The following is a 24,797-nucleotide window of genomic DNA, read 5'->3' on the forward strand; positions in this document are numbered from 1 at the left end:
GGGCCCGCGGGACCCCGGTTTCTTACCCGACTCCTACCTCGGTCTGGGCCGAGTACCACCCGGTAGGTACCCTGCTTCGCATGCGTGCACTTCTTGTGGTCAATCCGGCGGCAACCACCACCAGTGCGCGCACGCGTGACGTACTGATCCACGCGCTCGCGAGCGAGATGAAGCTCGAGGCGATCACCACGGAGTACCGCGGGCACGCCAGGGACCTCGGCCGGCAGGCCGCGGAGAGCAAGGACATCGAGCTGGTCGTGGCCCTCGGCGGCGACGGCACGGTCAACGAGGTCGTGAACGGCCTGCTGCACCACGGCCCCAACCCGGACCGACTCCCCCGCCTCGCCGTCGTCCCCGGCGGCTCCACCAATGTCTTCGCCCGCGCCCTCGGCCTGCCGAACGACGCGGTGGAGGCGACGGGCGCCCTGCTCGACGCTCTGCGCGAGGGCCGGGAGCGCACGGTGGGTCTCGGCCGCGCGGGCGGCACGCCGGGCACGGCGGACGAGGCCGCCCCGTCCCGGTGGTTCACGTTCTGTGCCGGTCTCGGGTTCGACGGAGGCGTCATCGGCCGGGTCGAACAGCAGCGCGAACGCGGAAAGCGATCGACACACGCGCTCTATTTGCGTCAGGTCGTACGCCAGTTCCTCGGCGAGCACGACCGCCGGCACGGCGCGATCACACTGGACCGGCCGGGTGAGGACCCCGTCACCGATCTGGTCCTGTCCATAGTCTGCAATACCTCCCCATGGTCATATCTGGGGAACAGGCCGCTCTACGCGTCCCCTCAGGCGTCCTTCGACACCGGCCTTGACGTGCTCGGACTCAAGAAATTGTCCGCCCCTTCGGTGGCCCGTTACGGCACCCAGTTGCTCACCTCGTCACCCGACCGGGGACCCCACGGGAAGAACGCCGTGACCCTGCACGACCTGACCGACTTCACCTTGCAATCGAAGGTCCCCCTGCCCCTCCAGATGGACGGTGACCACCTGGGGCTGCGAACGAGCGTGACGTTCACAGGCGTACGCCGTGCACTGCGTGTGATTGTGTGAGTGGAAGAGCCCAAAGTCCTTTATCTCGAACGTTTGGGCCAGGATCCACCCCATGGAAGTACGGCTGTGACCTAGCCGACACCGAGGAATCAAAAAAAACTTTCCTGAAGGGGTTGTATCCGCCGCCGAGGTTTGCGAATCTCTACATGGCGCTCGGGACGGCCCGCAACATCGGCCCCACAGAGAGCCCGAACCCCCTCCTCAACACACAGGACATCGTCGCAGATGTGACGAAAGTCCCTTCCGTTGTCGGGGGATTCGTGAAAGCGTTCACATTCACAAGCAACCCGCACGTAATAACCAGAGAGGTAGCAGCCATGGACTGGCGTCACAACGCCGTTTGCCGCGAGGAAGACCCCGAGCTCTTCTTCCCCATCGGCAACACCGGTCCTGCGCTGCTGCAGATCGAGGAAGCCAAGGCCGTCTGCCGCCGCTGCCCCGTCATGGAGCAGTGCCTGCAGTGGGCGCTCGAGTCCGGCCAGGACTCCGGCGTCTGGGGTGGCCTCAGCGAGGACGAGCGCCGCGCAATGAAGCGTCGCGCCGCCCGCAACCGTGCTCGCCAGGCCAGCGCCTGACGCCCACGCCCCCCACGAGCCTGAGCCCGGCGGCGCGTACAGCGAGTACGCAACTCCCGCCCCCGAGCCGCAGCGCGCAGTACCCCCGATGCTCCACCCAGGCTCCGCCCGGGATGTAGACCCGGGCAACGCGAACAGTGAGCCCCGGACCCAACGGTCCGGGGCTCACTGGCGTTTGCGGCTGTGTCGGTTTTCCGGCGCGGCGCCCCCGGCGCCGGGCCGGCTACTTGTCGGCGGTCACCGGGATGTCGAGGACGACCCGTGTGCCGCGGCCGGGTGCCGGGACCATGTCGAACGATCCGCTCAACTCGCCCTCGACCAGGGTGCGTACGATCTGCAGGCCCAGGTTGCCGGCGCGCTTCGGGTCGAAGCCCTCGGGCAGGCCCACGCCGTCGTCGGTGACGGTGATCAGCAGGCGGGCGTCCTTGGTGGTGCCGCCGCGCACCGCGGAGACCTCGACCGTGCCGGTGTCGCCCTGACGGAATCCGTGTTCCAGGGCGTTCTGCAGGACCTCGGTGAGGACCATCGACAGCGGGGTGGCGACCTCGGCGTCCAGGATGCCGAAGCGGCCGGTGCGCCGGCCCGTGACCACGCCCGGTGAGATCTCCGCGACCATGGCGAGCACCCGGTCGGCGATCTCGTCGAACTCCACGCGCTCGTCCAGGTTCTGGGAGAGCGTCTCGTGGACGATGGCGATGGAGCCGACGCGGCGCACCGCTTCCTCCAGGGCCTCGCGGCCGCTGTCGGAGTCGATGCGGCGGGCCTGGAGGCGCAGCAGGGCGGCGACGGTCTGGAGGTTGTTCTTCACCCGGTGGTGGATCTCCCGGATGGTCGCGTCCTTGGTGATCAACTCCCGCTCGCGGCGGCGCAGTTCGGTGACGTCGCGCAGGAGGACGAGGGAACCGATGCGGGTGCCCTTGGGCTTGAGGGGGATCGCGCGGAGCTGGATCGACCCCTCCTCCCCCTCGATCTCGAACTCGCGCGGTGCCCAGCCGCTGGCCACCTTGGCGAGCGCCTCGTCCACCGGGCCGCGCGACGGGGCGAGCTCGGCCGTCGTCCGGCCGAGGTGGTGCCCGACCAGGTCGGCGGAGAAGCCGAGCCGGTGGTACGCGGAGAGCGCGTTCGGCGACGCGTACTGGACGACTCCGTCCGCGTCGAGGCGGATGAGGCCGTCGCCGACGCGCGGGGAAGCGTCCATGTCGACCTGCTGGCCCGGGAACGGGAAGGACCCGGCCGCGATCATCTGGGCGAGGTCGGAGGCCGACTGGAGATAGGTCAGTTCGAGGCGGGAGGGGGTACGGACCGTGAGCAGGTTCGTGTTGCGGGCGATCACGCCGAGGACGCGCCCTTCCCTGCGTACGGGGATGGACTCGACCCGTACCGGGACCTCCTCGCGCCACTCGGGGTCGCCCTCGCGGACGATGCGGCCCTCGTCGAGGGCGGCGTCCAGGAGGGGGCGGCGGCCGCGCGGGACGAGATGGCCGACCATGTCGTCCTGGTACGAGGTGGGGCCGGTGTTGGGCCGCATCTGTGCCACGGAGACGTAGCGGGTGCCGTCGAGCGTGGGGACCCACAGCACGAGGTCGGCGAAGGAGAGGTCGGAGAGCAGCTGCCACTCCGAGACCAGCAGATGCAGCCACTCGAGGTCGGAGTCACCGAGGGCCGTGTGCTGGCGTACGAGGTCGTTCATGGAGGGCACGGAGCCGAGGGTACCTGGCGGGTTCGGCCCCCAGGGCCTGGCGTCACATTCCCGTCGTCCGCCCGAAGGGCGGGCCCGGCGGTGTCTGGTGCGTGCGATCGCAAGGCGCCGGAGAGTCCTCGTAGCGGAGCTACTAGGACTTTGCGGCAACGCCGCATGGGGGTCCCCCCTGCTCGAGCGAAGCCGAGAGCTTGGGGGAGTGCGTGCCAGACACCGCCGGGCAGACGGGAATGTGACGCCAGGCCCTGGGACACCCGCGGGCCGCGGCGCCTGGGAGGGACCCTCAGCCCTCCCGGCACCGCAGCCCGGAGTTGCAACAGCCGTCGGGTGTGCGGTCCCGTCGGCCATGTGAGGACCCGCCGCAGTCAGGGCAGAGAGCGCCGGCTCCTCGGTCCGTCCTCCTGTGCGGGGAGGGCGGAGGCTTTACCATCGCATTGTGGACTAGACCATTCTGTCATGTCTACGCGTTGGACGATGTTTGTTGTTGTCTCTTCGTATCCGCTTTCACGGCCGCGGGCCAGGCCGCCATCGCCAGGCCGGCGAGTGACTCGAGATCGCTCCGGCTCGCGCCGTCGCGGGCCTGCTGGGACATCCCCTGGAAGACCGCCCCTACATAGCGTGCCAGAGCCGCCGCGTCCGTGTCGGGTGGAAGCTCCCCTTCCGCGATACCCGCCCGGATTCGGGTCTCGAAAGCGGCGATATCCGCCTGCCGCCGGCCGCGCAGGGCGTCCTCGATCCCGGGTGTGGTGCAGTTGGTCGCCGCGTGGACGACCAGGCAGCCGTGCGGCAGGCCGGGGCGCGTGAACGCGGCCGCGGCCTCGTGGAGCAGGCGGGCCAGCGCGGCGCGGGCCGTGGGTTCCTCGGCGCAGGCGCGCTCCCCGAACGAGGCGTGCGCGGCGCTGTAGAACCTGACGACCTCGTCGAACAGCGTCTTCTTGTCGCCGAAAGCCGCGTAGAGGCTGGGGGCGCCGATGTCCATGGCCCGGGTGAGGTCGGCGACCGTCGTCGCCTCGTAGCCGTGTTCCCAGAAGGCGCGCATCGCCTTCTCCAGGGCGGCGTCCCGGTCGAAGGAGCGGGGCCGTCCGCGCTGCTTGGTCGCCATCCGCGAATTCTATAGCGGGCGCTAGAGAAGAGCGGGCGCTAGAGAAGACGGTTGGGAGTCAGTGCGTCTCCGTCACCTTCGCCAGCGCCCTCGGGGCGTCCGGGTCCTGGCCGCGGGCGATGGTGACCTCGTACGCGAGGAGCTGGAGCGGGATGATCTCCAGGACCGGCTGGACCTCCTCCGCGACGCCCTCGGTCGGCAGGACGAACCCGGCCGACGCCTGGTCCACCTGGGCCTTGGGGCCGATGACGACGAGGTCGGCGCCGCGGCCGCGCAGCCGGTCGAGCACGGGCTGGAGCATGCTGCCGCCCTGGCCGTCCGTGACGACGGCGATGACCGGCGAGATGTTGTCGACCATGGCGAGGGGGCCGTGCAGCAGGTCGGCGCCGGAGTAGGACAGGGCCGGGATGTAGCTGGTCTCCATGAGTTTGAGGGCGGCCTCCTTGGCGGTCGGATAGCCGTAGCCGCGCGAGGTGATCACCATGCGGTCCGCGAAGCGGTAGCGGGAGGCGAGGGTGCGCACCTCGTCCTGGCGGTCCAGGAGCTGCTGGGCGAGGCCGGGCAGCACCCTGGCGGGCGAGCCGTCGCCGCCGCGCAGGCCCTCGACGAAGAGGTAGAGCGCGAGCAGGGACGCGGTGTACGTCTTCGTGGCCGGGAGCGCCTTCTCGGGGCCCGCCATGATGTCGATGTGATACTCGGAGACGGCGGCGAGCGGCGAGTCCGGGTTGTTGGTCACCGCGAGGGTGATCGCGCCGGCCGCGCGGGCCGCCTTCGTGGAGGCCACCAGGTCGGGCGAGCCGCCCGACTGACTGACGGTGACGGCCAGGACGTCGCGCAGGTCGGGCCGGGCGCCGTACGCCGTCGTGGTGGACATGGAGGCCAGGCCGCAGGGCATCCCGAGCTGGATCTCCAGCAGGTACTTCGCGTAGAGGGCGGCGTTGTCGGAGGTGCCGCGGGCGGTGAGCAGGACGAAGCGGGGTGCCTGCGCCGCGATCAGGCGGGCCACCTCGTGGATGCGGGGAGCGCCGGCGTCCAGGAGGCGGCGCAGCACCGCGGGCTGCTCGGCCATCTCGCGGGCCATGATCCGGCCCGGCTGCTCGCTCTTCGGGGCCGATGGGGTGGCGGTCATGCGGACTCCTCCACAGGGGCGGTCGCGGGTGCGGCGGGCGGGGCCGGCCGGGCTCCTCCTGTGCACGCTTCCTTCCACTCTGGCGGCTGACGCGGGCGCGCGCCCGGCCGAGTCGGTTCGGGCGCGCCGGCTTCGAGGTGCCGTCGGCACGGGGAGCGCCGAGCATGGTCGGACGGCGGGCGTACGCCCCGTGACCGGCCGGGCCGCCTCTGCTAGATTGGTCTATACCACACGCCCAGCATCACACCCTCGACCAGATCGGCAGGCCCAGCGTGGAAGTTGTGATCGTCCCGGACGCCAAGGCAGGCGGCGAGCTCATCGCCGAGGCGATGGCCCAGCTGCTGCGCCGCAAGCCCGACGCCCTGCTCGGCGTGGCCACCGGCTCGACCCCGCTGCCCATCTACGAGGCGCTGGCGGCCAAGGTCGGCGGCGGCGAGGTCGACGCGTCGAAGGCCCGTATCGCCCAGCTCGACGAGTACGTGGGACTGCCGACCGGACACCCCGAGTCCTACCGGGCGACCGTGCTGCGCGAGGTCGTCGAGCCGCTCGGCCTGAGCGAGGGCTCCTTCATGGGCCCCGACGGCAGCGCCGAGGACGTGCAGGCGGCCTGCGAGGCGTACGACAAGGCGCTCGCTGCCGCCGGCGGTGTGGACCTCCAGCTGCTCGGCATCGGCACCGATGGACACATCGGGTTCAACGAGCCGTGCTCGTCGATCGCCTCCCGTACGCGGATCAAGACGCTGACGCAGCAGACCATCGCGGACAACGCGCGCTTCTTCGACGGCGACCTCGGCCAGGTGCCGCGCCACGTCATCACGCAGGGCATCGGCACGATCCTGGAGGCGCGGCATCTGGTGCTGCTCGCCACCGGCGAGGGCAAGGCGGACGCCGTGGCCGCGACCGTCGAGGGGCCGGTGGCCTCCGTGGTGCCGGCGTCGGCGCTTCAGCTGCACCCGCACGCGACGGTTGTCGTCGACGAGGGGGCGGCGTCGAAGCTCAAGCTCTCCGAGTACTTCCGGCACACGTACGCGAACAAGCCCGCTTGGCAGGGGCTGTAGGGGCGACCTGAACTCGCGTGCCGGCCACCCCGTGTTGGGGTGGCCGGCGTTTTCGTGCGTCTGCGGGCCGTCGGTGGTTTGTGGGCAGGTCACTTACCGGTGATGGCCTCGGCGGCAGCCAGACCGCACACCCGGGCCGCTCCGTGTGTCGCCACATGCAGGGCGCCCTGCGGCGGCGCCTGCGGTACGCCCATCTCGACCACGACCGTGTCGGGGCGGGCCGCGAGGAGCGTGTCCAGCGACTGAGCCATCCACGCGTGGCGGTGGGCGTCGCGGACCACGGCCACGATGCGCCGCTCCCCCGCCGCGGCCAGGGCGGCGGCGCCCGCGTCCGCGCCGGAGAAGCTGCCGGTCTCCGTGCCGGGCAGGAGCCGCTCCAGTTCGGCGGCGACGCCCCACGGCGTCTCGTCGCCGACCGCGATGTTGGCGACGGGCGTGAAGGCGGCGACGTACGGCGCCTCGGTGACGGGGGCCGCGTGCTCACCGCGCGTGACGGTCACCGCCCGCCGCGCCGCGACCAGTCCGATCCCGGAGTCGGGCGCGCCCCCCGGGTGCTCGGCCGCGCCCGGCTCCGAGGTCCATCGGGCGAGCGAACGCACCCTGGCCGCGGCGTCGGCGAGCCGCTCCTCGGGCAGGTCGCCCGCGTGCACCGCGGCGACGAGAGCGTCGCGCAGTCGCAGGACCGTGTCGTCGTCGGCGAGCCCGCCGCCGACACAGATGGCGTCGGCGCCGGCCGCGATGGCGAGGACGCTGCCGCGCTCGATGCCGTACGTGGCGGAGATGGCCTGCATCTCCATGCCGTCGGTGACGATCAGCCCCTCGTAACCCAGTTCCTCGCGGAGCAGGCCGGTCAGGATGCGGCGCGAGAGGGTGGCGGGGCGGTCCGGGTCCAGGGCGGGGACGAGGATGTGGGCGCTCATCACCGCGCGCGTGCCGGCCGCGATCGCCGCGCGGAACGGCGCGAGTTCACGCTCGTGGAGCACGTCGAGGCCCACGTCGATGCGGGGCATGTCGTGGTGCGAGTCGACGGCGGTGTCGCCGTGGCCCGGGAAGTGCTTGGTGCAGGCGGCGACGCCCGCGGACTGGAGCCCGGTGACGTAGGCAGCGGTGTGGCGGGAGACGAGGCCGGTGTCGGCGCCGAAGGACCGTACGCCGATGACGGGGTTGGCCGGGTTGGAGTTGACGTCCGCGGACGGGGCCCAGTTGAGGTTGACGCCGCAGGCGGCGAGGCGGCGGCCGAGTTCGGCGGCGACGGACCGGGTGAGCTCCACGTCGTCGACGGCGCCCAGGGCGTGGTTGCCGGGGAACGAGGAGCCGGAGCGTACCTCCAGGCGGGTGACGTCACCGCCCTCCTCGTCGATGGCGACCAGGACGTCGTCGCGCTCGGCGCGCAACTGGGCGGTCAGGGCGGCGAGTTGCTCGGGCGAGGCGATGTTGCGGCCGAACAGGCCGACGGAGGCGAGGCCTTCGCCGAGCCGGCGCAGCAGCCAGTCGGGGGCGCTGGTGCCGGTGAAGCCGGGCTGGAGGACGGTGAGCGCGTCACGGGTGAGGGTGTCGGTGCCGCGTGCGGTGAGTGTCGTCATCTGGCGGTGTTATCCCTTCACGGCGCCGTCGGTGAGGCCGCTGACGGCCCTGCGCTGCAGGAAGACGAAGAGGATCAGGATCGGGATCGCGAAGAGCGAGGACGCGGCCATGGTCGCACCCCAGTCGTCGCCGAAGGCGGTCTGGAAACTGGAGAGCCACAGCGGCAGCGTCTGCGCCTCGGGCGACTTGTTGAGGACGAGGACCATCGGGAACTCGTTCCAGGCGGTGATGAAGCCGAACATCGAGGTCGACATCAGGCCGGGCGCGAGCAGCGGCAGGATCACCCTGCGGAAGGCCTGCATGCGGGTGCAGCCGTCGACCATCGCGGACTCCTCCAGCTCCCTGGGCACGGCGGCGACGAAGCCGCGCAGCGTGAGGAGGGTGAAGGGCAGGATCATCACCATGTAGAAGAGGGTCAGCGGGACGAGGCTGTTCAGCATCGACGCGTCGCGCACGATCATGTAGATCGCGATGACCATGACTTCCCACGGCGCCATCTGGGCCAGCATGAACCCGATGATGAAACCGCGGCGGCCCTTGAACCGCATCCGCGCGAGGGCGAACGACGCGGCCAGGCCGATGACCAGCGAGAAGACGACGGCGAGCACGGTCACGGTGACCGAGTTGCGCACCAGCGTCCAGAAGTTGTCGGCGCCGAACGCCGTCCTGAAGTGCTCGAACGTGATGTCGGTCGGGAACCAGACGGGGTTCTCGCTGATGATGTCGCCGGTCGGCTTGAGCGCCGTGGCGAACATCCAGTAGACGGGGAAGACGAAGCCGATGAACAGGATCACGGCCGTCACATTGGGCCAGGCCCGGCGGAACGTCGACGAAGCAGAGCGCTTCACAGCTCGTCCTCCTCTTGCTTGAGCACGATCCGGAGGTAGTAGGCGGTCAGCACGAGCAGGATCAGGATCGTCAGGACGGCGATCGCCGCGCCCATGCCGAAGTGCTGGTTGCCGACGCCCTCGATGTACGCGTACACGGGCAGGATCTCCGTGAGCCGGTCGGGGCCGCCGCCGTTGATCGTGAAGACCTGGACGAATGCCTTGAAGACCCAGATGATCTCGAGGAACGTCGTCGCGTAGAGGAAGGGCCGCAGATACGGCAGGGTGACCGAGAGGAAGCTCTTCCAGGGGCCGGCGCCGTCGAGGGACGCGGCTTCGTAGAGCTCCTTGGGGATGGTGGTCGTCGCGGCGTAGAGGTTGATCGCGACGAACGGGATCGACATCCAGACGATCAGCACGGTGACGACGAAGAACGTCGACATCTGGCTGCCGGTCCAGCTGTAGTCGGCCATGGAGTGCCAGCCGAGCTTGTCGAGGACCCAGTTGACGACACCGAATCGCTCCGCGAACAGCCACTGGTAGACGGTGGTCGCGGCGACGACGGGCATCGCCCAGGCGAGCACGAGCCCGACGAGGAGCAGGACACGCATGCGCTTGCCGAGCCGGGCGAGGAGCAGGCCGACGAGGGTGCCGATCACCATGATCAGGACGGCGTTGACGAGGGTGAAGACGATGGAGCGTCCGGTCACCCGCCAGAAGTCGGAACTGGCCAGCACCTCTTGGTAGTTGTCGAAGCCGTTCCACTCGGTGACATGCTGGATCAGCTGCCCCATGTTGAGGTTCTGGAACGACAGGAGCCCGTCCTTGAGCAGCGGCCAGCCGAGGAGCAGCACGGTGGCCGCGACCGCGGGAAACAGCAGCAGATAGGGCGCGAGGGCCCCGGCCCGTGCGCGGGCCTGCTTTCTCGGTCCGCCGGATCCCCCGCCGTCCGCTTGTCGGACCTCCGCCGGACCGGAGGGCGGCCGTTCGGTCTGCACGGTCATGCTCGCCATCTCTTTTCTGGGCCTGACAGGACCTAACCCCGCCGGGGCGGAGAGAGCGTGTAGCTCTCCGACCCGGCGGGGCCTGTTGCTGCCTTACTGCTTCTGCGAGAGGCGCTTGTTGAACTCGGCCTCGACCTGCTTGGCGGCGGCGGCCGGGGACTTACCCTTCAGCACCGCGGTCATGTAGGTCTTGATCGGGTTGGGCGCGTTCTCGACCGGGGCCCACTCCGGGATCAGCGGGGTGGTGCCGCCGCCGGCCGCGGCGGGAGCGGCGGCCTCGGCGGCCGCGTTGCCCTTGAGGTTGGACTGCAGCGCCTCCTTGTTGGGGATCACGCCGCCTTCCTTGGCGAGCTGGCCCTCGAACTTGTCGGAGAGCGCGAGCTTCAGGAACTCCTTGGCGAGGTCCTGCTTCTTGCTGCCCGCGGCGACGGCGAGGTTGGAGCCGCCGAGGAAGACACCCTCGGGCTTGTCGGCCGTGGCACCCGGGACGGTGAAGTAGCCGATCTCCTTCTCGATCTTCGGGTTGGCCTTGATGGCGAGGGCGGACTCCCAGCCCATGCCGATGAAGGAGCCGGTCTTGCCCTTGGCGAAGACCTCGGCCTGCTGCGGGGTGGCCTCGTCCTTGTCCTTGGGGGCCTTGGACAGGGCCTGGAACTTCTTGTACGTCTCCATGGCGGCGGCGACCTTGGGGTCACCCAGGTTGGAGACGTACTTGTCGCCGTCCTTCTTGACGAGTTCGGCGCCCTCACCGATGGTCAGGCCGACGAAGTGGTACCAGTTCTGACCGGGCAGGTAGATCGGCTCGGCGTCCGTCTTCTTGCCGATGGTCTCGAGGTCCTTGTAGAACTCGTCGCGCGTCTTGGGGGTGTCCTTGATGCCGGCGTCGGCCCAGATCTTCTTGTTGTAGATGACGACGCGGTTCACGACGAACCACGGGGCGGCGTACTGCTTGCCGTCCGAGACCGCGGACTTGTTCATCGACTCGGCCCAGTCGGCGCCGACCGAGGACTTGAGGTCGGAGAGGTCGGCGAGGCCGCCGGTCTTTGCGTAGGCGGGGGTCTGCGTGTTGCCGACCTCGAAGACGTCCGGCGGGTTCTCCTCGGACAGGGCGGTGGTCAGTTTCTGCTGGATGCCGTTCCACTGCTGGATCTCGATCTTCAGCTTCGCGCCGGTCTTCTTCTCGAAGGCCGCCGTGACGTCCTTCTGCCAGGTGTCCGGCGTCGAGCCGTCCATGGCCCACACGGTCAGCGTCTGGCCCTTGTAGCCGTCGGCGCCGGCCTTCTTGTCCTTGCCGCCGTCATCACCACTGCCACAAGCCGCGATCGAAACCAACATGCCCGCGACACCGATAGCCGCAATGAGCCTGCGCTTCACGTCACCCTCCTCAGGGATGCCAGCAACCCCCCCGCCCACGACGACGGATACGACGAACACAACAAACTCGACGTGGTACTGCACGTGGGACTGGGACCTGGTCTTTAATGGTGTAGACCAGTACCCGGAGCTTGGCCTAGACCTTTAGGGGTGTCAAGGGTGTATAAGAAGGGCTGTCACGTCCGTTATCGGACCGACACCTGAGGGAGCACGGCTACCCCAGGGAGGGCCGTGCCACGATGTGAGCCGCGACAGACGGAGGAGCCGGTGACGGCAGCACCACAGGAGCCGGGAAGGCGGACCATGGGCACCCATGCGGGCAGCAGCGGAACCGATGCGGGCGGCGCCACGACGGCGGAGGCACCCGCAGCGGGCCGCACCGCGCGTGTGCCCAAGTACTACCGCCTGAAGCGGCACTTGCTGGACATGACCGAGACGCTGCCCCCGGGCACCCCGGTCCCGCCCGAGCGCACCCTCGCCGCCGAGTTCGACACCTCCCGCACGACCGTGCGCCAGGCCCTTCAGGAACTGGTCGTCGAGGGCCGGCTCGAGCGCATCCAGGGCAAGGGGACGTTCGTCGCCAAGCCCAAGGTCTCGCAGGCGCTGCAACTGACCTCGTACACCGAGGACATGCGCGCCCAGGGCCTGGAACCCACGTCGCAGCTCCTGGACATCGGCTACGTCACCGCCGACGACACCCTCGCCGGGCTCCTCGACATCACGGCGGGCGGCCGCGTCCTGCGCATCGAGCGGCTCCGCCTCGCGAGCGGCGAGCCGATGGCCATCGAGACGACGCATCTGTCGGCCAAGCGCTTCCCCGCGCTGCGCCGCTCCCTGGTCAAGTACACGTCCCTGTACACGGCGCTGGCCGAGGTCTACGGCGTGCGCCTGGCCGAGGCCGAGGAGACCATCGAGACGTCCCTGGCCACCCCGCGCGAGGCGGGCCTGCTCGGCACGGACGTGGGCCTGCCCATGCTGATGCTGTCGCGGCACTCCCTGGACGGCACGGGGCAGCCCGTCGAGTGGGTGCGCTCGGTGTACCGGGGCGACCGCTACAAGTTCGTGGCCCGCCTCAAGCGTCCGACGGACTGACGGGCGTCGTACGCGAATCCGCTTGTGCCGACCGACGAGTCGGCACATGAACGGCATGTCGGCCCACACATTGTCCGTTATCCGGACGGGGGTTCCATACGACGAGATCGTCGCCTAGATTTCCGCCACGTTAAGCATGAGATAAGCGGGATCAGCGAGGGGACGGACCGCCGTATGTCGGATGTGCCTGAAGTGAAACGGCCGGTGGTCACACCGGTGCGAGTGGTCATTGCCCTGTGCCTCGTCGCGCCGTTCGTGGCGATGCTCTGGGTCGGCTCCTACGCGAAGGTCGACCCGGCCTTCATCGGTATTCCGTTCTTCTACTGGTACCAGATGCTGTGGGTCGTCATCTCCACGGCGCTGACGATGATCGCGTACAAGCTGTGGCAGCGTGACCAGCGCGCCCGGAAGACGGGTGGGCAGGCATGAACGGCGGAGTCAACGGCGTCGCACTCGGCGTCTTCATCTTCTTCTTCATCGCCGTCACGGTCATGGGCTTCCTGGCCGCGCGCTGGCGCAGGTCCGACAACGAGCAGAGCCTCGACGAATGGGGCCTGGGCGGACGGTCGTTCGGCACCTGGGTCACCTGGTTCCTGCTCGGCGGCGACCTCTACACCGCGTACACCTTCGTGGCCGTCCCGGCGGCGATCTACGCGGCCGGTGCCTCCGGCTTCTTCGCCGTGCCCTACACGATCCTCGTCTACCCGCTGATCTTCACCTTCCTGCCGCGTCTGTGGTCGGTGTCGCACAAGCACGGCTATGTGACGACCTCCGACTTCGTGCGCGGCCGCTTCGGCTCCAAGGGCCTGTCCCTCGCCGTCGCCGTCACCGGCATCCTCGCCACGATGCCGTACATCGCGCTCCAACTCGTCGGCATCCAGGCCGTCCTGGACGTCATGGGCGTCGGCGGCGACGAGTCGACCAACTGGTTCATCAAGGACCTGCCGCTGCTCATCGCGTTCGCGGTGCTCGCCGCGTACACGTACTCGTCGGGTCTGCGCGCCCCCGCCCTGATCGCGTTCGTCAAGGACGGCCTGATCTACCTCGTCATCGCCGTCGCGATCATCTACATCCCGATCAAGCTGGGCGGCTTCGACGCCATCTTCCACGCGGCGAACGAGAAGTTCGCGACGCCCAACCCGGCGACGGGCAAGCCGGTCGGATCGCTCGCCCCGGCACCGGCCGGGCAGTGGACGTACGCGACGCTGGCCCTCGGCTCGGCGCTGGCGCTCTTCATGTACCCGCACTCGATCACGGCGACGCTGTCCTCGCGCAGCCGCAACGTGATCCGCCGCAACACCACCATCCTGCCCCTGTACTCCCTGATGCTGGGCCTGCTCGCGCTGCTCGGCTTCATGGCGATCGCGGCCGGGATCAAGGTGCAGAACGGGCAGCTGGCGATCCCGCAGCTGTTCGAGAACATGTTCCCCGACTGGTTCACGGGCGTCGCGTTCGCGGCCATCGGCATCGGCGCGCTCGTGCCCGCCGCGATCATGTCCATCGCCGCGGCGAACCTGTTCACGCGCAACATCTACAAGGACTTCATCAAGCCGGACGCGACGCCCGAGCAGGAGACCAAGGTCTCCAAGCTGGTGTCGCTGCTCGTGAAGGTCGGCGCGCTCGCCTTCGTCCTCACCATGGACAAGACCGTCGCGATCAACTTCCAGCTCCTGGGCGGCATCTGGATCCTCCAGACCATGCCGGCCCTCGTCGGCGGCCTGTTCACGCGCTGGTTCCACCGCTGGGCGCTGCTCGCCGGCTGGGCGGTCGGCATGGTCTACGGCACGCTCGCCGCGTACGGGGTCGCGTCGCCGACGCAGAAGCACTTCGGCGGCAGCGCCAAGGAGATCCCGGGCATCGGCGAGATCGGCTACATCGGCCTCACGGCGTTCGTCATGAACGTGGTGGTCACGGTGGTCCTCACCTTCGTCCTGAAGGCGCTGAAGGCCCCTGAGGGCGTCGACGAGACGTCCGCGGCGGACTACACGGCGGACGCCGGCGACCCGGGCGTCCTGAAGAAGCTGCCGGAGGCGACGGCGGGAACCGGCGGGCACTGACCCGACTTCCCCCCGAGTACGGCAACGGGCCGCCGGATCCCTCCGGCGGCCCGTTGCCGTACTCGGGGGTTCACGAGGCTCCGTAGAGGCCCTTGCCGACGGCTTCTTGCTCCCACCCTCGCCCCGCTGCCCGGACTCCCCGTCCCCACCGTCCCGCCGTTCCCGCACCCGGCGAGCAGCATCAGCAGTACGGCGGCACAGCCCGCTCCCCGGCCTCGCACCCGCACTTCCCCCTGCTAGGCCACCAGTTCGGCCGCAACCCTGGTCGACACAAGATGTGGGGCTGTCATCCAAGGCCGGCACAAGATGTATGCTCGTGCTCGCTGTCCCGCAGGGGAATCCGGTGCAATTCCGGAACTGTCCCGCAACGGTGTACGTATGCACGCATACGAGAGTCCGAAGACCTGTCGACAGCCTGCCCGAGCCGTCCGGCCCGGGATGACGACGTCCGGGTCTCGTGGAGTGGGCCGGTGACGCGGGCCCCGCCATGCCCCCGTGCCCTCCTCCCCGTCAGGCCCAGAGCCGAGCGAGGGAGAGCCCCACGTGACCATCGCGCCCGCCGAACCGGCCTCAGAGCTGGCAGGGAACCCCGAGCAGCACGACGCTCCGGGAACCGCGCTGCTGCGCACCCTGACCGAACTGACCGCCGACCTCCCGGACACCGACCCGGGCAAGGTCGCCGCCGCCGCGCTGCGCGGCAGGTCCGCGGTGGCGGACTCCGGCGTCACCGCCGAACTGCGCTCCCTCGCCACCGAGGCCGCCGCAGGCCTCATCTCCGACGACCCGGCGTACTCGCGTCTCGCCGCCAGGCTCCTGACGATCAGCATCGCCGACGAGGCCGCGTCGCAGGGCGTCACCTCGTTCTCCGAGTCCGTCGCGGTGGGCCACCGCGAGGGCCTGATCGCCGACCGTACGTACGACTTCGTGACGCTGCACGCCGAGCGCCTCGACGCGCTCGTCACCGCCTCCGTCACCGAGGGCGCCGACGACCGCTTCGGCTACTTCGGACTGCGCACCCTGCACAGCCGCTATCTGCTGCGCCACCCGATCACCCGGCAGGTCGTCGAGACCCCGCAGCACTTCATGCTGCGCGTCGCATGCGGCCTCGCCGAGGACGCCTCGGTCCGCGCGCTCGACGAAGTCGCCTCCCTGTACCGCCTGATGAGCCGCCTCGACTATCTGCCGTCGTCACCGACGCTCTTCAACTCCGGCACCCGCCACCCGCAGATGTCGTCCTGCTACCTCCTCGACTCGCCCCTCGACGAGCTGGACTCCATCTACGACCGCTACCACCAGGTCGCGCGGCTCTCCAAGCACGCGGGCGGCATCGGACTCTCGTACTCGCGGATCCGCTCGCGCGGTTCGCTGATCCGCGGTACGAACGGGCACTCCAACGGCATCGTGCCGTTCCTGAAGACCCTCGACGCGTCCGTCGCGGCCGTGAACCAGGGCGGCCGGCGCAAGGGCGCCGCGGCCGTCTACCTGGAGACGTGGCACTCCGACATCGAGGAGTTCCTGGAGCTGCGGGACAACACCGGCGAGGACGCCCGGCGCACCCACAACCTCAACCTCGCGCACTGGATCCCGGACGAGTTCATGCGCCGCGTCGCCGACGACGGCACCTGGTCGCTCTTCTCGCCGTCCGACGTGCCCGACCTCGTCGACCTGTGGGGCGAGGAGTTCGACACCGCGTACCGCGCGGCGGAGGCCGCCGGGCTCGCGCAGAAGACGATGCCGGCCCGCGAGCTGTACGGCCGCATGATGCGCACCCTGGCGCAGACCGGCAACGGCTGGCTGACCTTCAAGGACGCCGCCAACCGCACCGCCAACCAGACGGCAGAGCGCGGCAACGTCGTCCACTCGTCGAACCTGTGCACCGAGATCCTCGAGGTCACGGACGACGGCGAGACCGCGGTCTGCAACCTGGGCTCGGTCAACCTCGGCGCCTTCGTGCGGCAGGGAGCCGGCGGCGGGGAGATCGACTGGGAGCGCCTCGACGAGACCGTCCGCACGGCCGTCACGTTCCTCGACCGCGTCGTCGACATCAACTTCTACCCGAGCGAGCAGGCCGGCCGCTCCAACGCCAAGTGGCGCCCGGTGGGCCTCGGCGCGATGGGCCTCCAGGACGTCTTCTTCCAGCTGAAGCTGCCCTTCGACTCCCCCGAGGCGAAGGCCCTGTCCACGCGGATCGCCGAGCGCATCATGCTCGCCGCGTACGAGGCGTCCGCCGACCTCGCCGAGCGCAACGGCCCGCTCCCCGCCTGGGAGAAGACCCGCACCGCGCGCGGTGTGCTGCACCCCGACCACTACGGCGTCGAGCTGACCTGGCCGGAGCGCTGGGCCGCGCTGCGCGAGCGCATCGCCGCCACCGGCATGCGCAACTCCCTGCTCCTCGCCATCGCGCCCACCGCCACGATCGCCTCCATCGCGGGCGTCTACGAGTGCATCGAGCCGCAGGTCTCCAACCTGTTCAAGCGCGAGACACTGTCCGGCGAGTTCCTCCAGGTCAACTCCTATCTGGTCCAGGAGCTCAAGCGGCTCGGCGTGTGGGACGCGCAGACCCGCGAGGCGCTGCGCGAGTCCAGCGGCTCCGTGCAGGGCTTCGGCTGGATCCCGGCCGAGGTGCGCGAGCTGTACCGCACGGCGTGGGAGATCCCGCAGCGCGGCCTCATCGACATGGCGGCGGCCCGTACGCCGTTCCTCGACCAGGCGCAGTCGCTGAACCTGTTCCTGGAGACGCCCACCATCGGCAAGCTCTCGTCGATGTACGCGTACGCCTGGAAGTCGGGTCTGAAGACGACGTACTACCTGCGCTCGCGCCCGGCGACGCGGATCGCCCGCGCGGCGTCCGCCGCCCCCATTCCCGTACAGCAGGCCGCCGACCCCGAGGCCGTCGCCTGCTCCCTCGAAAACCCCGAGTCCTGCGAGGCATGCCAGTAATGTCCACCCCGACCGACAAGACCGAGAAGAACCTGCTCGACCCGGGCTTCGAACTGACCCTGCGCCCCATGCGCTACCCGGACTTCTACGAGCGCTACCGGGACGCGATCAAGAACACCTGGACCGTCGAGGAGGTCGACCTCCACTCGGACGTCGCCGACCTCGCGAAGCTGTCGCCGGGCGAGCAGCACATGATCGGCCGCCTGGTCGCGTTCTTCGCGACGGGTGACTCGATCGTCTCGAACAACCTGGTCCTGACGCTGTACAAGCACATCAACTCCCCCGAGGCGCGCCTGTACCTGTCGCGCCAGCTGTTCGAGGAGGCCGTGCACGTCCAGTTCTACTTGACGCTCCTGGACACGTATCTGCCCAACCCGGAGGACCGGGCGGCCGCGTTCGACGCGGTCGAGGAGATCCCCTCCATCCGCGAGAAGGCGCAGTTCTGCTTCAAGTGGATGGACTCCGTCGAGAAGATCGAGCGCCTGGAGACGAAGGCCGACCGCCGCCGCTTCCTGCTCAACCTGATCTGCTTCGCGGCCTGCATCGAGGGCCTGTTCTTCTACGGCGCCTTCGCGTACGTCTACTGGTTCCGCTCGCGCGGCCTGCTGCACGGCCTGGCGACCGGCACCAACTGGGTGTTCCGCGACGAGACCATGCACATGAACTTCGCGTTCGAGGTCGTCGACACCGTCCGCAAGGAGGAGCCGGACCTCTTCGACGACGAACTCCAGCGGCAGGTCACCGACATGATGAGGGAGGCCGTCGAGGCGGAGCTCCAGTTCGGCCGCGACCTGTGCGGTGACGGCCTGCCCGGCATGAACACCGACTCGATGCGCCAGTACCTGGAGTGCGTCGCCGACCAGCGCCTCCAGCGCCTCGGCTTCGCCCCGGTCTACGGCTCGGAGAACCCCTTCTCCTTCATGGAGCTCCAGGGCGTCCAGGAGCTGACGAACTTCTTCGAGCGCAGGCCGTCGGCGTACCAGGTCGCGGTCGAGGGCTCGGTCGGGTTCGACGAGGACTTCTAGGCCGGGGCCTCTAGGCGACGGTCGTGAAATCGGTTCGGCGGGACGGGTGTGGGGCGTTCCGCCGGGCCTGCCGGATCTCCCGGTCGATCCGGCGGTCGTGGGCCATCCCGTAGAGGGACGGGGCGGCGAGGAGGACGAAGACGATCAGGACGGTGAGGTAGTTCATCGCTGTGTTCATGTCCTCTACTCTCCCGCCGCCCGGGCCCACGCGGCAGTGGCAGGACTGTCACTGACCCTCGAATTACTGCCAACTCTGCGGCACACTGGACTCCATGCTGAAGAACGTGGCCGCAGTGCTGCTCGACGGTGTGCACCCCTTCGAACTCGGCGTGGTCTGCGAGGTGTTCGGCCTCGACCGCGGGGACGAGGGGCTGCCGGTGTACGACTTCGCGGTGGCGTCCGCCGACGGGCCGACCCTCTCGACCCACGCGGGCTTCACCGTCTCCACGCCGCACGGCCTGGAGCGCCTGGAGGAGGCCGACCTCATCGCGGTGCCGGCCGCGAGCATGCGGGACAGCTATCCGCCCGAGCTTCTCGACGCGCTGCGCCGGGCCGTGGACCGGGGCGCCCGGGTGCTCAGCGTCTGCTCGGGCGTCTTCGTGCTCGGCGCGGCCGGGCTGCTCGACGGGCGGCGGTGCGCGGTGCACTGGCGCTACGCAGCCGAGCTCGCGGTCCGGTATCCGCGCACCCGCGTCGACCCCGACGTCCTGTACGTGGACGAGGGGCCGGTCATCACCTCGGCGGGCACCGCCGCCGGCATCGACGCCTGTCTGCACATCGTCCGCACGGAGCACGGCGCCGAGGTCGCCAACGCCATCGCCCGCCGCATGGTGGTCCCACCGCACCGCGACGGCGGCCAGGCGCAGTACGTGGAGCGGCCGCTCCCCGTCACTCCCTGCGACACCGTGGGGGGCGTACTGGCCTGGATGGAGGCCCATCTGGACGAGGCGCTCACGGTCGAGGAGCTCGCGGCGCGCGCCCATATGTCGCCGCGCACCTTCGCACGCCGCTTCCAGCAGGAGACGGGCACGACGCCGTACCGCTGGCTGCTTCGCCAACGGGTGCTGCTGGCCCAGGAGTTGCTGGAGCAGACGGACGAGACGGTGGAGTCGATCGCCGGCCGCACCGGCTTCGGCAACGCGGCGGCGATGCGGCATCAGTTCATGAAGGCGCTGGGCACGACGCCGAACGCCTTCCGGCGGACGTTCCGGGTGCGCGCCGCCGTCAGCGCTCCGCGGGCGAGCTGTCGGTCCGCGTGAGCCAGCCGGTGACGTCGTGGCCGTCAGGGTCGCGCCGGGTGTGCGGCAGCGGGACCTCGACGAGCCTGCCGCCGTACATCATCCACAGGCCGAAGCAATCGTCGTCCTCGCCGCCGATGAGCACCTGCACCGACTCGGGGTTCGGCCAGGGCAGGGACTCCAGGTGGGCGAGAAGTCCATCCCAGTTGTGGCGCGTGAACTCGATGGTCCAAGCGTCCGACATGCCCACCTCGGCGGGGGTGAAGCACTGGTGCCACTCGCGCTCGTCATCGGGACGGGTCAGTGGCTCCATCACCTCCTGAGCCCATCTGGCGATGACCACTACCCCTACGTATCTGCTCATCGCGCCAGTATCAGCAGCCCGTTGACGTACCGCTCCCGGTTTTCCGGGGGCCGGTAGCAGCCCCCGGAAAGCCGGGTCTCCGGGTCAGCGCGCCTCCACCCGCAGCAGCGCCCGCTTGGGCTGGAGCGTGATCCCGATGCGGGCCGTGCTGTCCGTCTCCGCGACCGGAACCAGCCGCCAGCGGGGCGTCACCGTGGCCAGGATGATGGCCAGTTCGGCCATGCTGAAGTGATCGCCGGGGCACTTCCGGTTGCCGACGCTGAACGGCATCATCGCGCTCTGCCGGCTTTCCGCGGCGCGTTCCGGAAGCCAGCGGTCGGGGTCGAACTCCAGATGGTCACGGAAGGACCGCGGATCGCGCTGCATCGCATACGGGCTGTAGACGATGTCCGCACCGGCCGGAATGTGATAGCCGCCGAGCTCGGTATCGACGGCGGCCTGCCGCGTCAATATCCATACGGCGGGCCGTATGCGCATCGCCTCCGTGATGACATTGCGCGTGTGGATTAGGCCCTTGAGGTCGGCGAATGCGACGGGGCGGCCATCCGTCACGGATTCAACCTCCTCGTGCAACCGGCTTTCCTGCTCGGGGTGTTCCGCGAGGAGCTGGAACGTCCACGTGAGGGTCGACGCGACATTCTCCGCGCCGGCCACGACGAGGGAGACGACTTGGTCGTGCACCTCCTGCTCGCCGACCGTTTCGCCATTCTCGTCCTCGGCGCCGAGCAATGCCGCGAGCAGATCACCCGGATTGACGCCGGATGCGCGACGCTCGGCAATGATCTCGTCCACCAGCCGATGCAAATCGGCCAACGCCCGTTCGAAACGGCGATTGGCCGGAAGTGGCAGCCGGTAGAAGGGTCCGACGGACAGGACCATGCGCCGGTACAGGCCGCTGAAGACCGTGTGCAGCGAGGAGCCGAGCCGGTCGGCGCGCTCGTCGACCGAGTCGACGTGCAGGACGGAGCGGGCGACGATGCGGACCGCGGTGCGGAACACCTCGGCGCCGATGTCGACCGTGTCGCCGGGCTTCCAGCGCGCCGCCATGGCGCGCGCCTCCTCCTCCATCACGGTCGCGTGGTCGGCGATGCGGTCGGTCCTGAACGCGGGCTGGATGGTGCGCCGCTGGCGCCGGTGCATGGGGCCGTTGCTGGTCGCCACGCCCTTGCCGAGGAGGACTCCGAGGGTCTCCCACAGGGGGCCGCCGACCATGTAGTCGGGGCTCTTGAGGAGCGCGGCCACGAGGTCGGGGTCGCAGACCGCGTACGCCGTCTTCGGGCCGAGCCTGAGGCGGACCAGGTCGCCGTCGCCTCGCAGTCCCGCGACGAAGGCGAGGGGGTCGCGCACGAGGTTCCAGGCGTGCCCGAGAAGGGGCGCGCCGCCGCCGGCGTACGGCGGTGTGCGCCGCTCACCGGGCTCCGCGACGGCCGGAACCGAGGATTCTGCCGATTCGACGGTCATTCGTCACCTGCCTGGTCGCTGATGTACGGAGGAGTGGCGCGGTCGTCCCAGCTGTCCACCTGATAGCGACCCGACTCGTGGTGGAACCAGTACACGGAACTGAACCAGTTCCGCATATTGGAGACGCACGACCTGAGTGCCACTGCGAGGCTCTCACCCGCTAAAGTCCCGTCGGCCGCCTCGTCCGCCATCCGCAGAACTTCGGGCTCGGCTTCCAGGAATTCGGAAATGCATCCGCGGACCCTTCGGCGGACTTCTTCCACGGCCTCTTCGAGGGAAAGTCCCTCGTGCTGGATGAGGCTTATCCCGAGGTTGTGGAGTTCATCGCCCGCGAGTTCCTTGGGCAGCGAGCAGAGGTCGTTGTACCAGGCCGCGAAATCCTGGCACGCGAGCGCGGCCCGCCGGTATGCGGGGCTTTCGAGCACCCATTTCGGGAGCTCGTACTGCGCGGTCGGCTCGAGGAGATCGAGCCATATCCAGTGCGCGAAGGTGTTCCTTCGGAGTTCGATGTACTCCTCGACCGTGGGCACCGATCCCGAGGTCCGGTTCCGGAATTCCTGGTCGTATGCGTCGATCACCACGTGGAAGTGGCGGGCGAACCGGGCGTTCCATGAACGGGTGAGGGAGCCGTTCAGCCGGACGATGCTGTCGGCGAACGCGGCCACGAGCGGGTCCTTGTGGTGCAGATGGAGCTGGGGCGCCTCGAGTGCCGCGTGGAGCTGGACCGCGAGGCGTTGCCAGGCACCGGCCCGGCCGTGGATCACGTCGCGGTCGTGGCGGTCGTCCCAGACGAAGAACCACGCGCTGTAGTCGCAAATCGCGGAGAGGAGGTCGTCGGGGGCTCCTATGTAGTAGCCCGCCATGAGGTCGGTGTAGCAAAGGCCATCGGCATATTTCTCCACCTTGTCGGCCGGCATGAGCCGCTTTTGGAGCAGCCAGGACCGCGTCTTCTCCTGAAGCTTTGGCCAATACGGATGCAGGTTGCGAGGAAACGCCTCCTCGATCACCGGTAGTGCCAGCGCCGGTGGGACCGCTGTCTGCGTCTGTGTCTGTGTCTGTGTCAGCACCCGAGTCCGTGAAGTGCTGTGTGAGAAAGCAGGCACGAACAAACCCCTCTCAGCCGCCTGGTGGCGTGCGCCCCTGTCCTGTGCCGGGCGCGCGCCGTTGCGTATCCCCGCACTTTCTATTCAGCACTACAACTGACCGTTCTGGGAACGGATTTGCTCCCCTCACTACCCCCACGCGCCGGAAAAGTCCCCTTAGGTGACTGATTCTGGATCATCTGCGGCCGGCCCGGTTCGCACACCTGACCGCCGGGGCGGTCCGGGCCCCGAACACGCGAGCGGCGCCCGGTCAGTTGGAAATCCGGCCGGACGCCGCTCGTGTGTCACTCGGTGCGCTCGGGCCCCAACGGGCCCTTCCCGCTCAGTCGTTGGGGACGACCTCGTAGCGCGGGGTGCCCTCGGCCATCTGCTTCAGGGCGTCCTTGCGCTCGCGCTTGGAGAGGCGGTCGATGTACAGGTACCCGTACAGATGGTCCGTCTCGTGCTGGAGGCAGCGCGCGAAGTAGCCGGTGCCGCGGACCTTGATCGGGTTGCCCTTCTCGTCCTGCCCGGTCACCACCGCGTAGTCGGGACGCGCGAGCGGCGCGTACGCCGTCGGCACGGACAGGCAGCCCTCGTTCGAGTCGTCGAGGCGGCGCTGGTCCGCGGGCAGCTCCTGGAGCACGGGGTTGCAGACCACGCCGGTGTGGCGCGCACCGTCGTCGTCCGGGCAGTCGTAGACGAAGACCTTCAGGTCGACGCCGATCTGGTTGGCGGCGAGGCCCACGCCCTCCGCGGTGCGCTGGCTGGCGAACATGTCGTCGACCAGCTGCGCGAGCTCGTCGCCGAACTCGGTGACGTCCTTGCACTCCTTGTGCAGGACGGGGTTCCCGACGACGGTGATCGGCCGCGACGTGCCGCGCGCGACGGCGGCCTCCTCGCGGGCGGCGTTGTCCTCGGTGTCGAGGACGAAGCCCTCGTCGTCCACGGGGAGCACTCCGGCGTGCTCGTGCTCGGTGTCCTGCTGCGCCATGTCCGACGTACGCCTTCCGGTACCTGCTGCGACAAATTTTCCGGGGTACAGCCTACGGGGACCGCTCAGCAGACCTCTTCAAGGTCCCGCCAGTCCCTGGAGTCCGGGCTGTCCGCGACCCAGCCGTCGAGCAGCCCCCGCACGAGCGACGCGGGCGCAGCGACACCGCACTCGCGCTCGGGCACCCACAGCTGGCCGTCCGTGCGGTGGCCGAGCGGCCCGGGATGTCCGGGCTCGCTGTGGTCGTGCGGGTCCAGGTGCCGGCCGTCGCCCTCGTCGGACGGCATCCGCGACTCGGAGCACATCCGGCACAGCAGCCGCACGGAGGACGACCAGTCCTCGGCGGCGAAACCGGCGTCGGAGGCGAGCTGCTCCAGGGCGTCCCGGTCGTCCTCGGTCGCCGCCTCCAGGAGGACGACCCAGGTCGGGACGGGCGAGGGGGCCCACAGCTCGATCTCGTCGAAGACGGGGTACGAGTACCCGGCGGCCGTCGTCCGCTCCCCGTGGGGCACGCCGTCGTGCAGCACGACCTCGCCCCAGCGGCGCCCGGAGGACGGCAGCGGGATGGACAGGACCTCCATGCGGGCGGGGTCGAGCCTGCGCCCCCACACCACCTCGGCCTCACCCTCCGGCGAAAGACGCACGGCGGCACTGCCCAGGTCCATGCCGGTCGGCTCACCGGCGGCCGTGGCGCCGCCCGGCACCTTCAGTCCGTACGCCTGCCAGGCCCGCCGCGCGAGCGGCCAGTCCTGCAGGGCGGTGGCCGCGATGCCCACGTTCCACCAGTCGGGGGCGCCGCCCTCGCGGTCCAGGAGGGCCACCGCGCGCAGGCCCGCGGCCCGCGCCTGCTCCCAGTCGTGCCGGAACTTGTGCAGCAGCGCGAGGTTGAACCAGGACTCGGACAGCCACGGCTCGAGGTCGGCGGCCCGGGTGAGCAGGGCCCCGGCGTCCTCGTACCGGCCGTCGCCGATGAGCGTGAACGCCCGATCGGTGGCCTGCCGCCATGAGGCGGAGGGCCGGTGCCGTCCCTTGCCGAAGATCCTCACGATTCCCGCCTGCATTCCCGCCTGTCGGTCCGGGGGACAGTGCCCTCGGGGGGCCTTCCCCCAAGGAGCACGGCCGGGGCCCGAGCCCCCCGGACAT

General features: G+C 69.6%; 22 protein-coding genes and 1 riboswitch. Of the genes, 9 read left to right on the plus strand and 13 right to left on the minus strand.

What is annotated here, in order from left to right; genetic code table 11:
* The first annotated feature begins 80 nt into the window (after nucleotides 1-80).
* Both OHA58_RS11530 and OHA58_RS11535 read left to right on the plus strand, forming a co-directional pair.
* Entirely contained in the window at nucleotides 81-1,049 is a 969-nt protein-coding gene (locus OHA58_RS11530) for a diacylglycerol/lipid kinase family protein (protein WP_405478621.1), read from the plus strand.
* Between the two features lie 317 nt (nucleotides 1,050-1,366).
* A complete protein-coding gene (locus tag OHA58_RS11535; RefSeq protein WP_016639615.1) occupies nucleotides 1,367-1,624 on the plus strand; it encodes a WhiB family transcriptional regulator in 258 nt (85 codons plus the stop codon).
* Between the two features lie 223 nt (nucleotides 1,625-1,847).
* Here the strand turns inward: OHA58_RS11535 and OHA58_RS11540 are convergent, their stop codons facing one another.
* The 3 genes from OHA58_RS11540 to OHA58_RS11550 form a co-directional block, all read right to left on the minus strand.
* Nucleotides 1,848-3,314 (minus strand): sensor histidine kinase, encoded by a 1,467-nt coding sequence (locus tag OHA58_RS11540; RefSeq protein ID WP_165914730.1) that lies wholly within the window; start codon nucleotides 3,312-3,314, stop codon nucleotides 1,848-1,850.
* Nucleotides 3,315-3,783: 469 nt separating this feature from the next.
* Nucleotides 3,784-4,425 (minus strand): TetR/AcrR family transcriptional regulator, encoded by a 642-nt coding sequence (locus OHA58_RS11545; protein WP_405478622.1) that lies wholly within the window; start codon nucleotides 4,423-4,425, stop codon nucleotides 3,784-3,786.
* A 58-nt stretch (nucleotides 4,426-4,483) separates the two neighbouring features.
* The gene (locus OHA58_RS11550; protein ID WP_405478623.1) at nucleotides 4,484-5,554 is read right to left on the minus strand and encodes an SIS domain-containing protein; all 1,071 of its coding nucleotides are present in this window, start codon (nucleotides 5,552-5,554) and stop codon (nucleotides 4,484-4,486) included.
* Between the two features lie 272 nt (nucleotides 5,555-5,826).
* On the opposite strand from OHA58_RS11550, the gene nagB reads away from it, so the two are divergent.
* Nucleotides 5,827-6,612 carry a glucosamine-6-phosphate deaminase gene (nagB, locus tag OHA58_RS11555; RefSeq protein ID WP_382603228.1) on the plus strand — a complete coding sequence of 262 codons (786 nt, stop codon included), beginning with the start codon at nucleotides 5,827-5,829 and terminating at the stop codon, nucleotides 6,610-6,612.
* A gap of 89 nt (nucleotides 6,613-6,701) precedes the next feature.
* Here the strand turns inward: nagB and OHA58_RS11560 are convergent, their stop codons facing one another.
* The 4 genes from OHA58_RS11560 to OHA58_RS11575 all read right to left on the minus strand — a co-directional run bounded on the left by OHA58_RS11560 (nucleotide 6,702) and on the right by OHA58_RS11575 (nucleotide 11,401).
* Nucleotides 6,702-8,195, minus strand: a complete 1,494-nt coding sequence (locus OHA58_RS11560; RefSeq protein ID WP_405478624.1) for a glycoside hydrolase family 3 protein — start codon at nucleotides 8,193-8,195, stop codon at nucleotides 6,702-6,704.
* Nucleotides 8,196-8,204: 9 nt separating this feature from the next.
* A complete protein-coding gene (locus tag OHA58_RS11565) occupies nucleotides 8,205-9,044 on the minus strand; it encodes a carbohydrate ABC transporter permease (RefSeq protein WP_405478625.1) in 840 nt (279 codons plus the stop codon).
* Nucleotides 9,041-10,027 (minus strand): carbohydrate ABC transporter permease, encoded by a 987-nt coding sequence (locus OHA58_RS11570; RefSeq protein WP_405478626.1) that lies wholly within the window; start codon nucleotides 10,025-10,027, stop codon nucleotides 9,041-9,043. The genes OHA58_RS11565 and OHA58_RS11570 overlap by 4 nt, the downstream gene beginning before the upstream one ends.
* 93 nt (nucleotides 10,028-10,120) lie before the next feature.
* Entirely contained in the window at nucleotides 10,121-11,401 is a 1,281-nt protein-coding gene (locus OHA58_RS11575; protein ID WP_405478627.1) for an extracellular solute-binding protein, read from the minus strand.
* Nucleotides 11,402-11,704: 303 nt separating this feature from the next.
* On the opposite strand from OHA58_RS11575, the gene OHA58_RS11580 reads away from it, so the two are divergent.
* From OHA58_RS11580 to OHA58_RS11600, 5 genes are all read left to right on the plus strand, one after another.
* Nucleotides 11,705-12,493 (plus strand): GntR family transcriptional regulator, encoded by a 789-nt coding sequence (locus OHA58_RS11580; RefSeq protein WP_116510148.1) that lies wholly within the window; start codon nucleotides 11,705-11,707, stop codon nucleotides 12,491-12,493.
* 174 nt (nucleotides 12,494-12,667) lie between these two features.
* Nucleotides 12,668-12,922, plus strand: coding sequence for a DUF3311 domain-containing protein (locus tag OHA58_RS11585; protein WP_405478628.1), 255 nt, complete (start codon nucleotides 12,668-12,670; stop codon nucleotides 12,920-12,922).
* Nucleotides 12,919-14,550, plus strand: coding sequence for a monocarboxylate uptake permease MctP (mctP, locus tag OHA58_RS11590; protein ID WP_405478629.1), 1,632 nt, complete (start codon nucleotides 12,919-12,921; stop codon nucleotides 14,548-14,550). The genes OHA58_RS11585 and mctP overlap by 4 nt, the downstream gene beginning before the upstream one ends.
* A gap of 334 nt (nucleotides 14,551-14,884) precedes the next feature.
* Nucleotides 14,885-14,955, plus strand: a riboswitch (cobalamin riboswitch).
* A 138-nt stretch (nucleotides 14,956-15,093) separates the two neighbouring features.
* Nucleotides 15,094-17,490, plus strand: a complete 2,397-nt coding sequence (locus OHA58_RS11595; protein ID WP_405478630.1) for a ribonucleoside-diphosphate reductase subunit alpha — start codon at nucleotides 15,094-15,096, stop codon at nucleotides 17,488-17,490.
* Nucleotides 17,490-18,515: a ribonucleotide-diphosphate reductase subunit beta gene (locus OHA58_RS11600; protein WP_405478631.1), complete on the plus strand. Its 1,026-nt coding sequence runs from the start codon at nucleotides 17,490-17,492 to the stop codon at nucleotides 18,513-18,515. Before OHA58_RS11595 ends, OHA58_RS11600 begins: the two co-directional genes overlap by 1 nt.
* A gap of 10 nt (nucleotides 18,516-18,525) precedes the next feature.
* Here OHA58_RS11600 and OHA58_RS11605 read toward each other — a convergent pair whose 3' ends face one another.
* Complete coding sequence (locus OHA58_RS11605; RefSeq protein WP_405478632.1) at nucleotides 18,526-18,693, minus strand: hypothetical protein; 168 nt, start codon at nucleotides 18,691-18,693, stop codon at nucleotides 18,526-18,528.
* Between the two features lie 94 nt (nucleotides 18,694-18,787).
* Here OHA58_RS11605 and OHA58_RS11610 point away from each other — a divergent pair, with 94 nt between their 5' ends.
* A complete protein-coding gene (locus tag OHA58_RS11610) occupies nucleotides 18,788-19,774 on the plus strand; it encodes a helix-turn-helix domain-containing protein (RefSeq protein WP_405478633.1) in 987 nt (328 codons plus the stop codon).
* On the opposite strand, the gene OHA58_RS11615 is transcribed toward OHA58_RS11610, so the two are convergent.
* The 5 genes from OHA58_RS11615 to OHA58_RS11635 all read right to left on the minus strand — a co-directional run bounded on the left by OHA58_RS11615 (nucleotide 19,740) and on the right by OHA58_RS11635 (nucleotide 24,700).
* A complete protein-coding gene (locus tag OHA58_RS11615) occupies nucleotides 19,740-20,117 on the minus strand; it encodes a hypothetical protein (protein WP_405478634.1) in 378 nt (125 codons plus the stop codon). The genes OHA58_RS11610 and OHA58_RS11615 overlap by 35 nt on opposite strands.
* Before the next feature lie 84 nt (nucleotides 20,118-20,201).
* Nucleotides 20,202-21,578, minus strand: a complete 1,377-nt coding sequence (locus tag OHA58_RS11620; protein WP_405478635.1) for a cytochrome P450 — start codon at nucleotides 21,576-21,578, stop codon at nucleotides 20,202-20,204.
* Nucleotides 21,575-22,681, minus strand: coding sequence for an epi-isozizaene synthase (gene cyc1, locus OHA58_RS11625; protein WP_405484914.1), 1,107 nt, complete (start codon nucleotides 22,679-22,681; stop codon nucleotides 21,575-21,577). Before cyc1 ends, OHA58_RS11620 begins: the two co-directional genes overlap by 4 nt.
* Before the next feature lie 322 nt (nucleotides 22,682-23,003).
* Nucleotides 23,004-23,654 (minus strand): peptide deformylase, encoded by a 651-nt coding sequence (gene def, locus OHA58_RS11630; RefSeq protein ID WP_116510169.1) that lies wholly within the window; start codon nucleotides 23,652-23,654, stop codon nucleotides 23,004-23,006.
* A gap of 65 nt (nucleotides 23,655-23,719) precedes the next feature.
* Nucleotides 23,720-24,700 carry a tetratricopeptide repeat protein gene (locus OHA58_RS11635; RefSeq protein ID WP_405478636.1) on the minus strand — a complete coding sequence of 327 codons (981 nt, stop codon included), beginning with the start codon at nucleotides 24,698-24,700 and terminating at the stop codon, nucleotides 23,720-23,722.
* Nucleotides 24,701-24,797: the final 97 nt, after the last annotated feature.

This window comes from Streptomyces sp. NBC_00009, assembly GCF_045040855.1.
GTDB lineage: Bacteria > Actinomycetota > Actinomycetes > Streptomycetales > Streptomycetaceae > Streptomyces > Streptomyces aureus.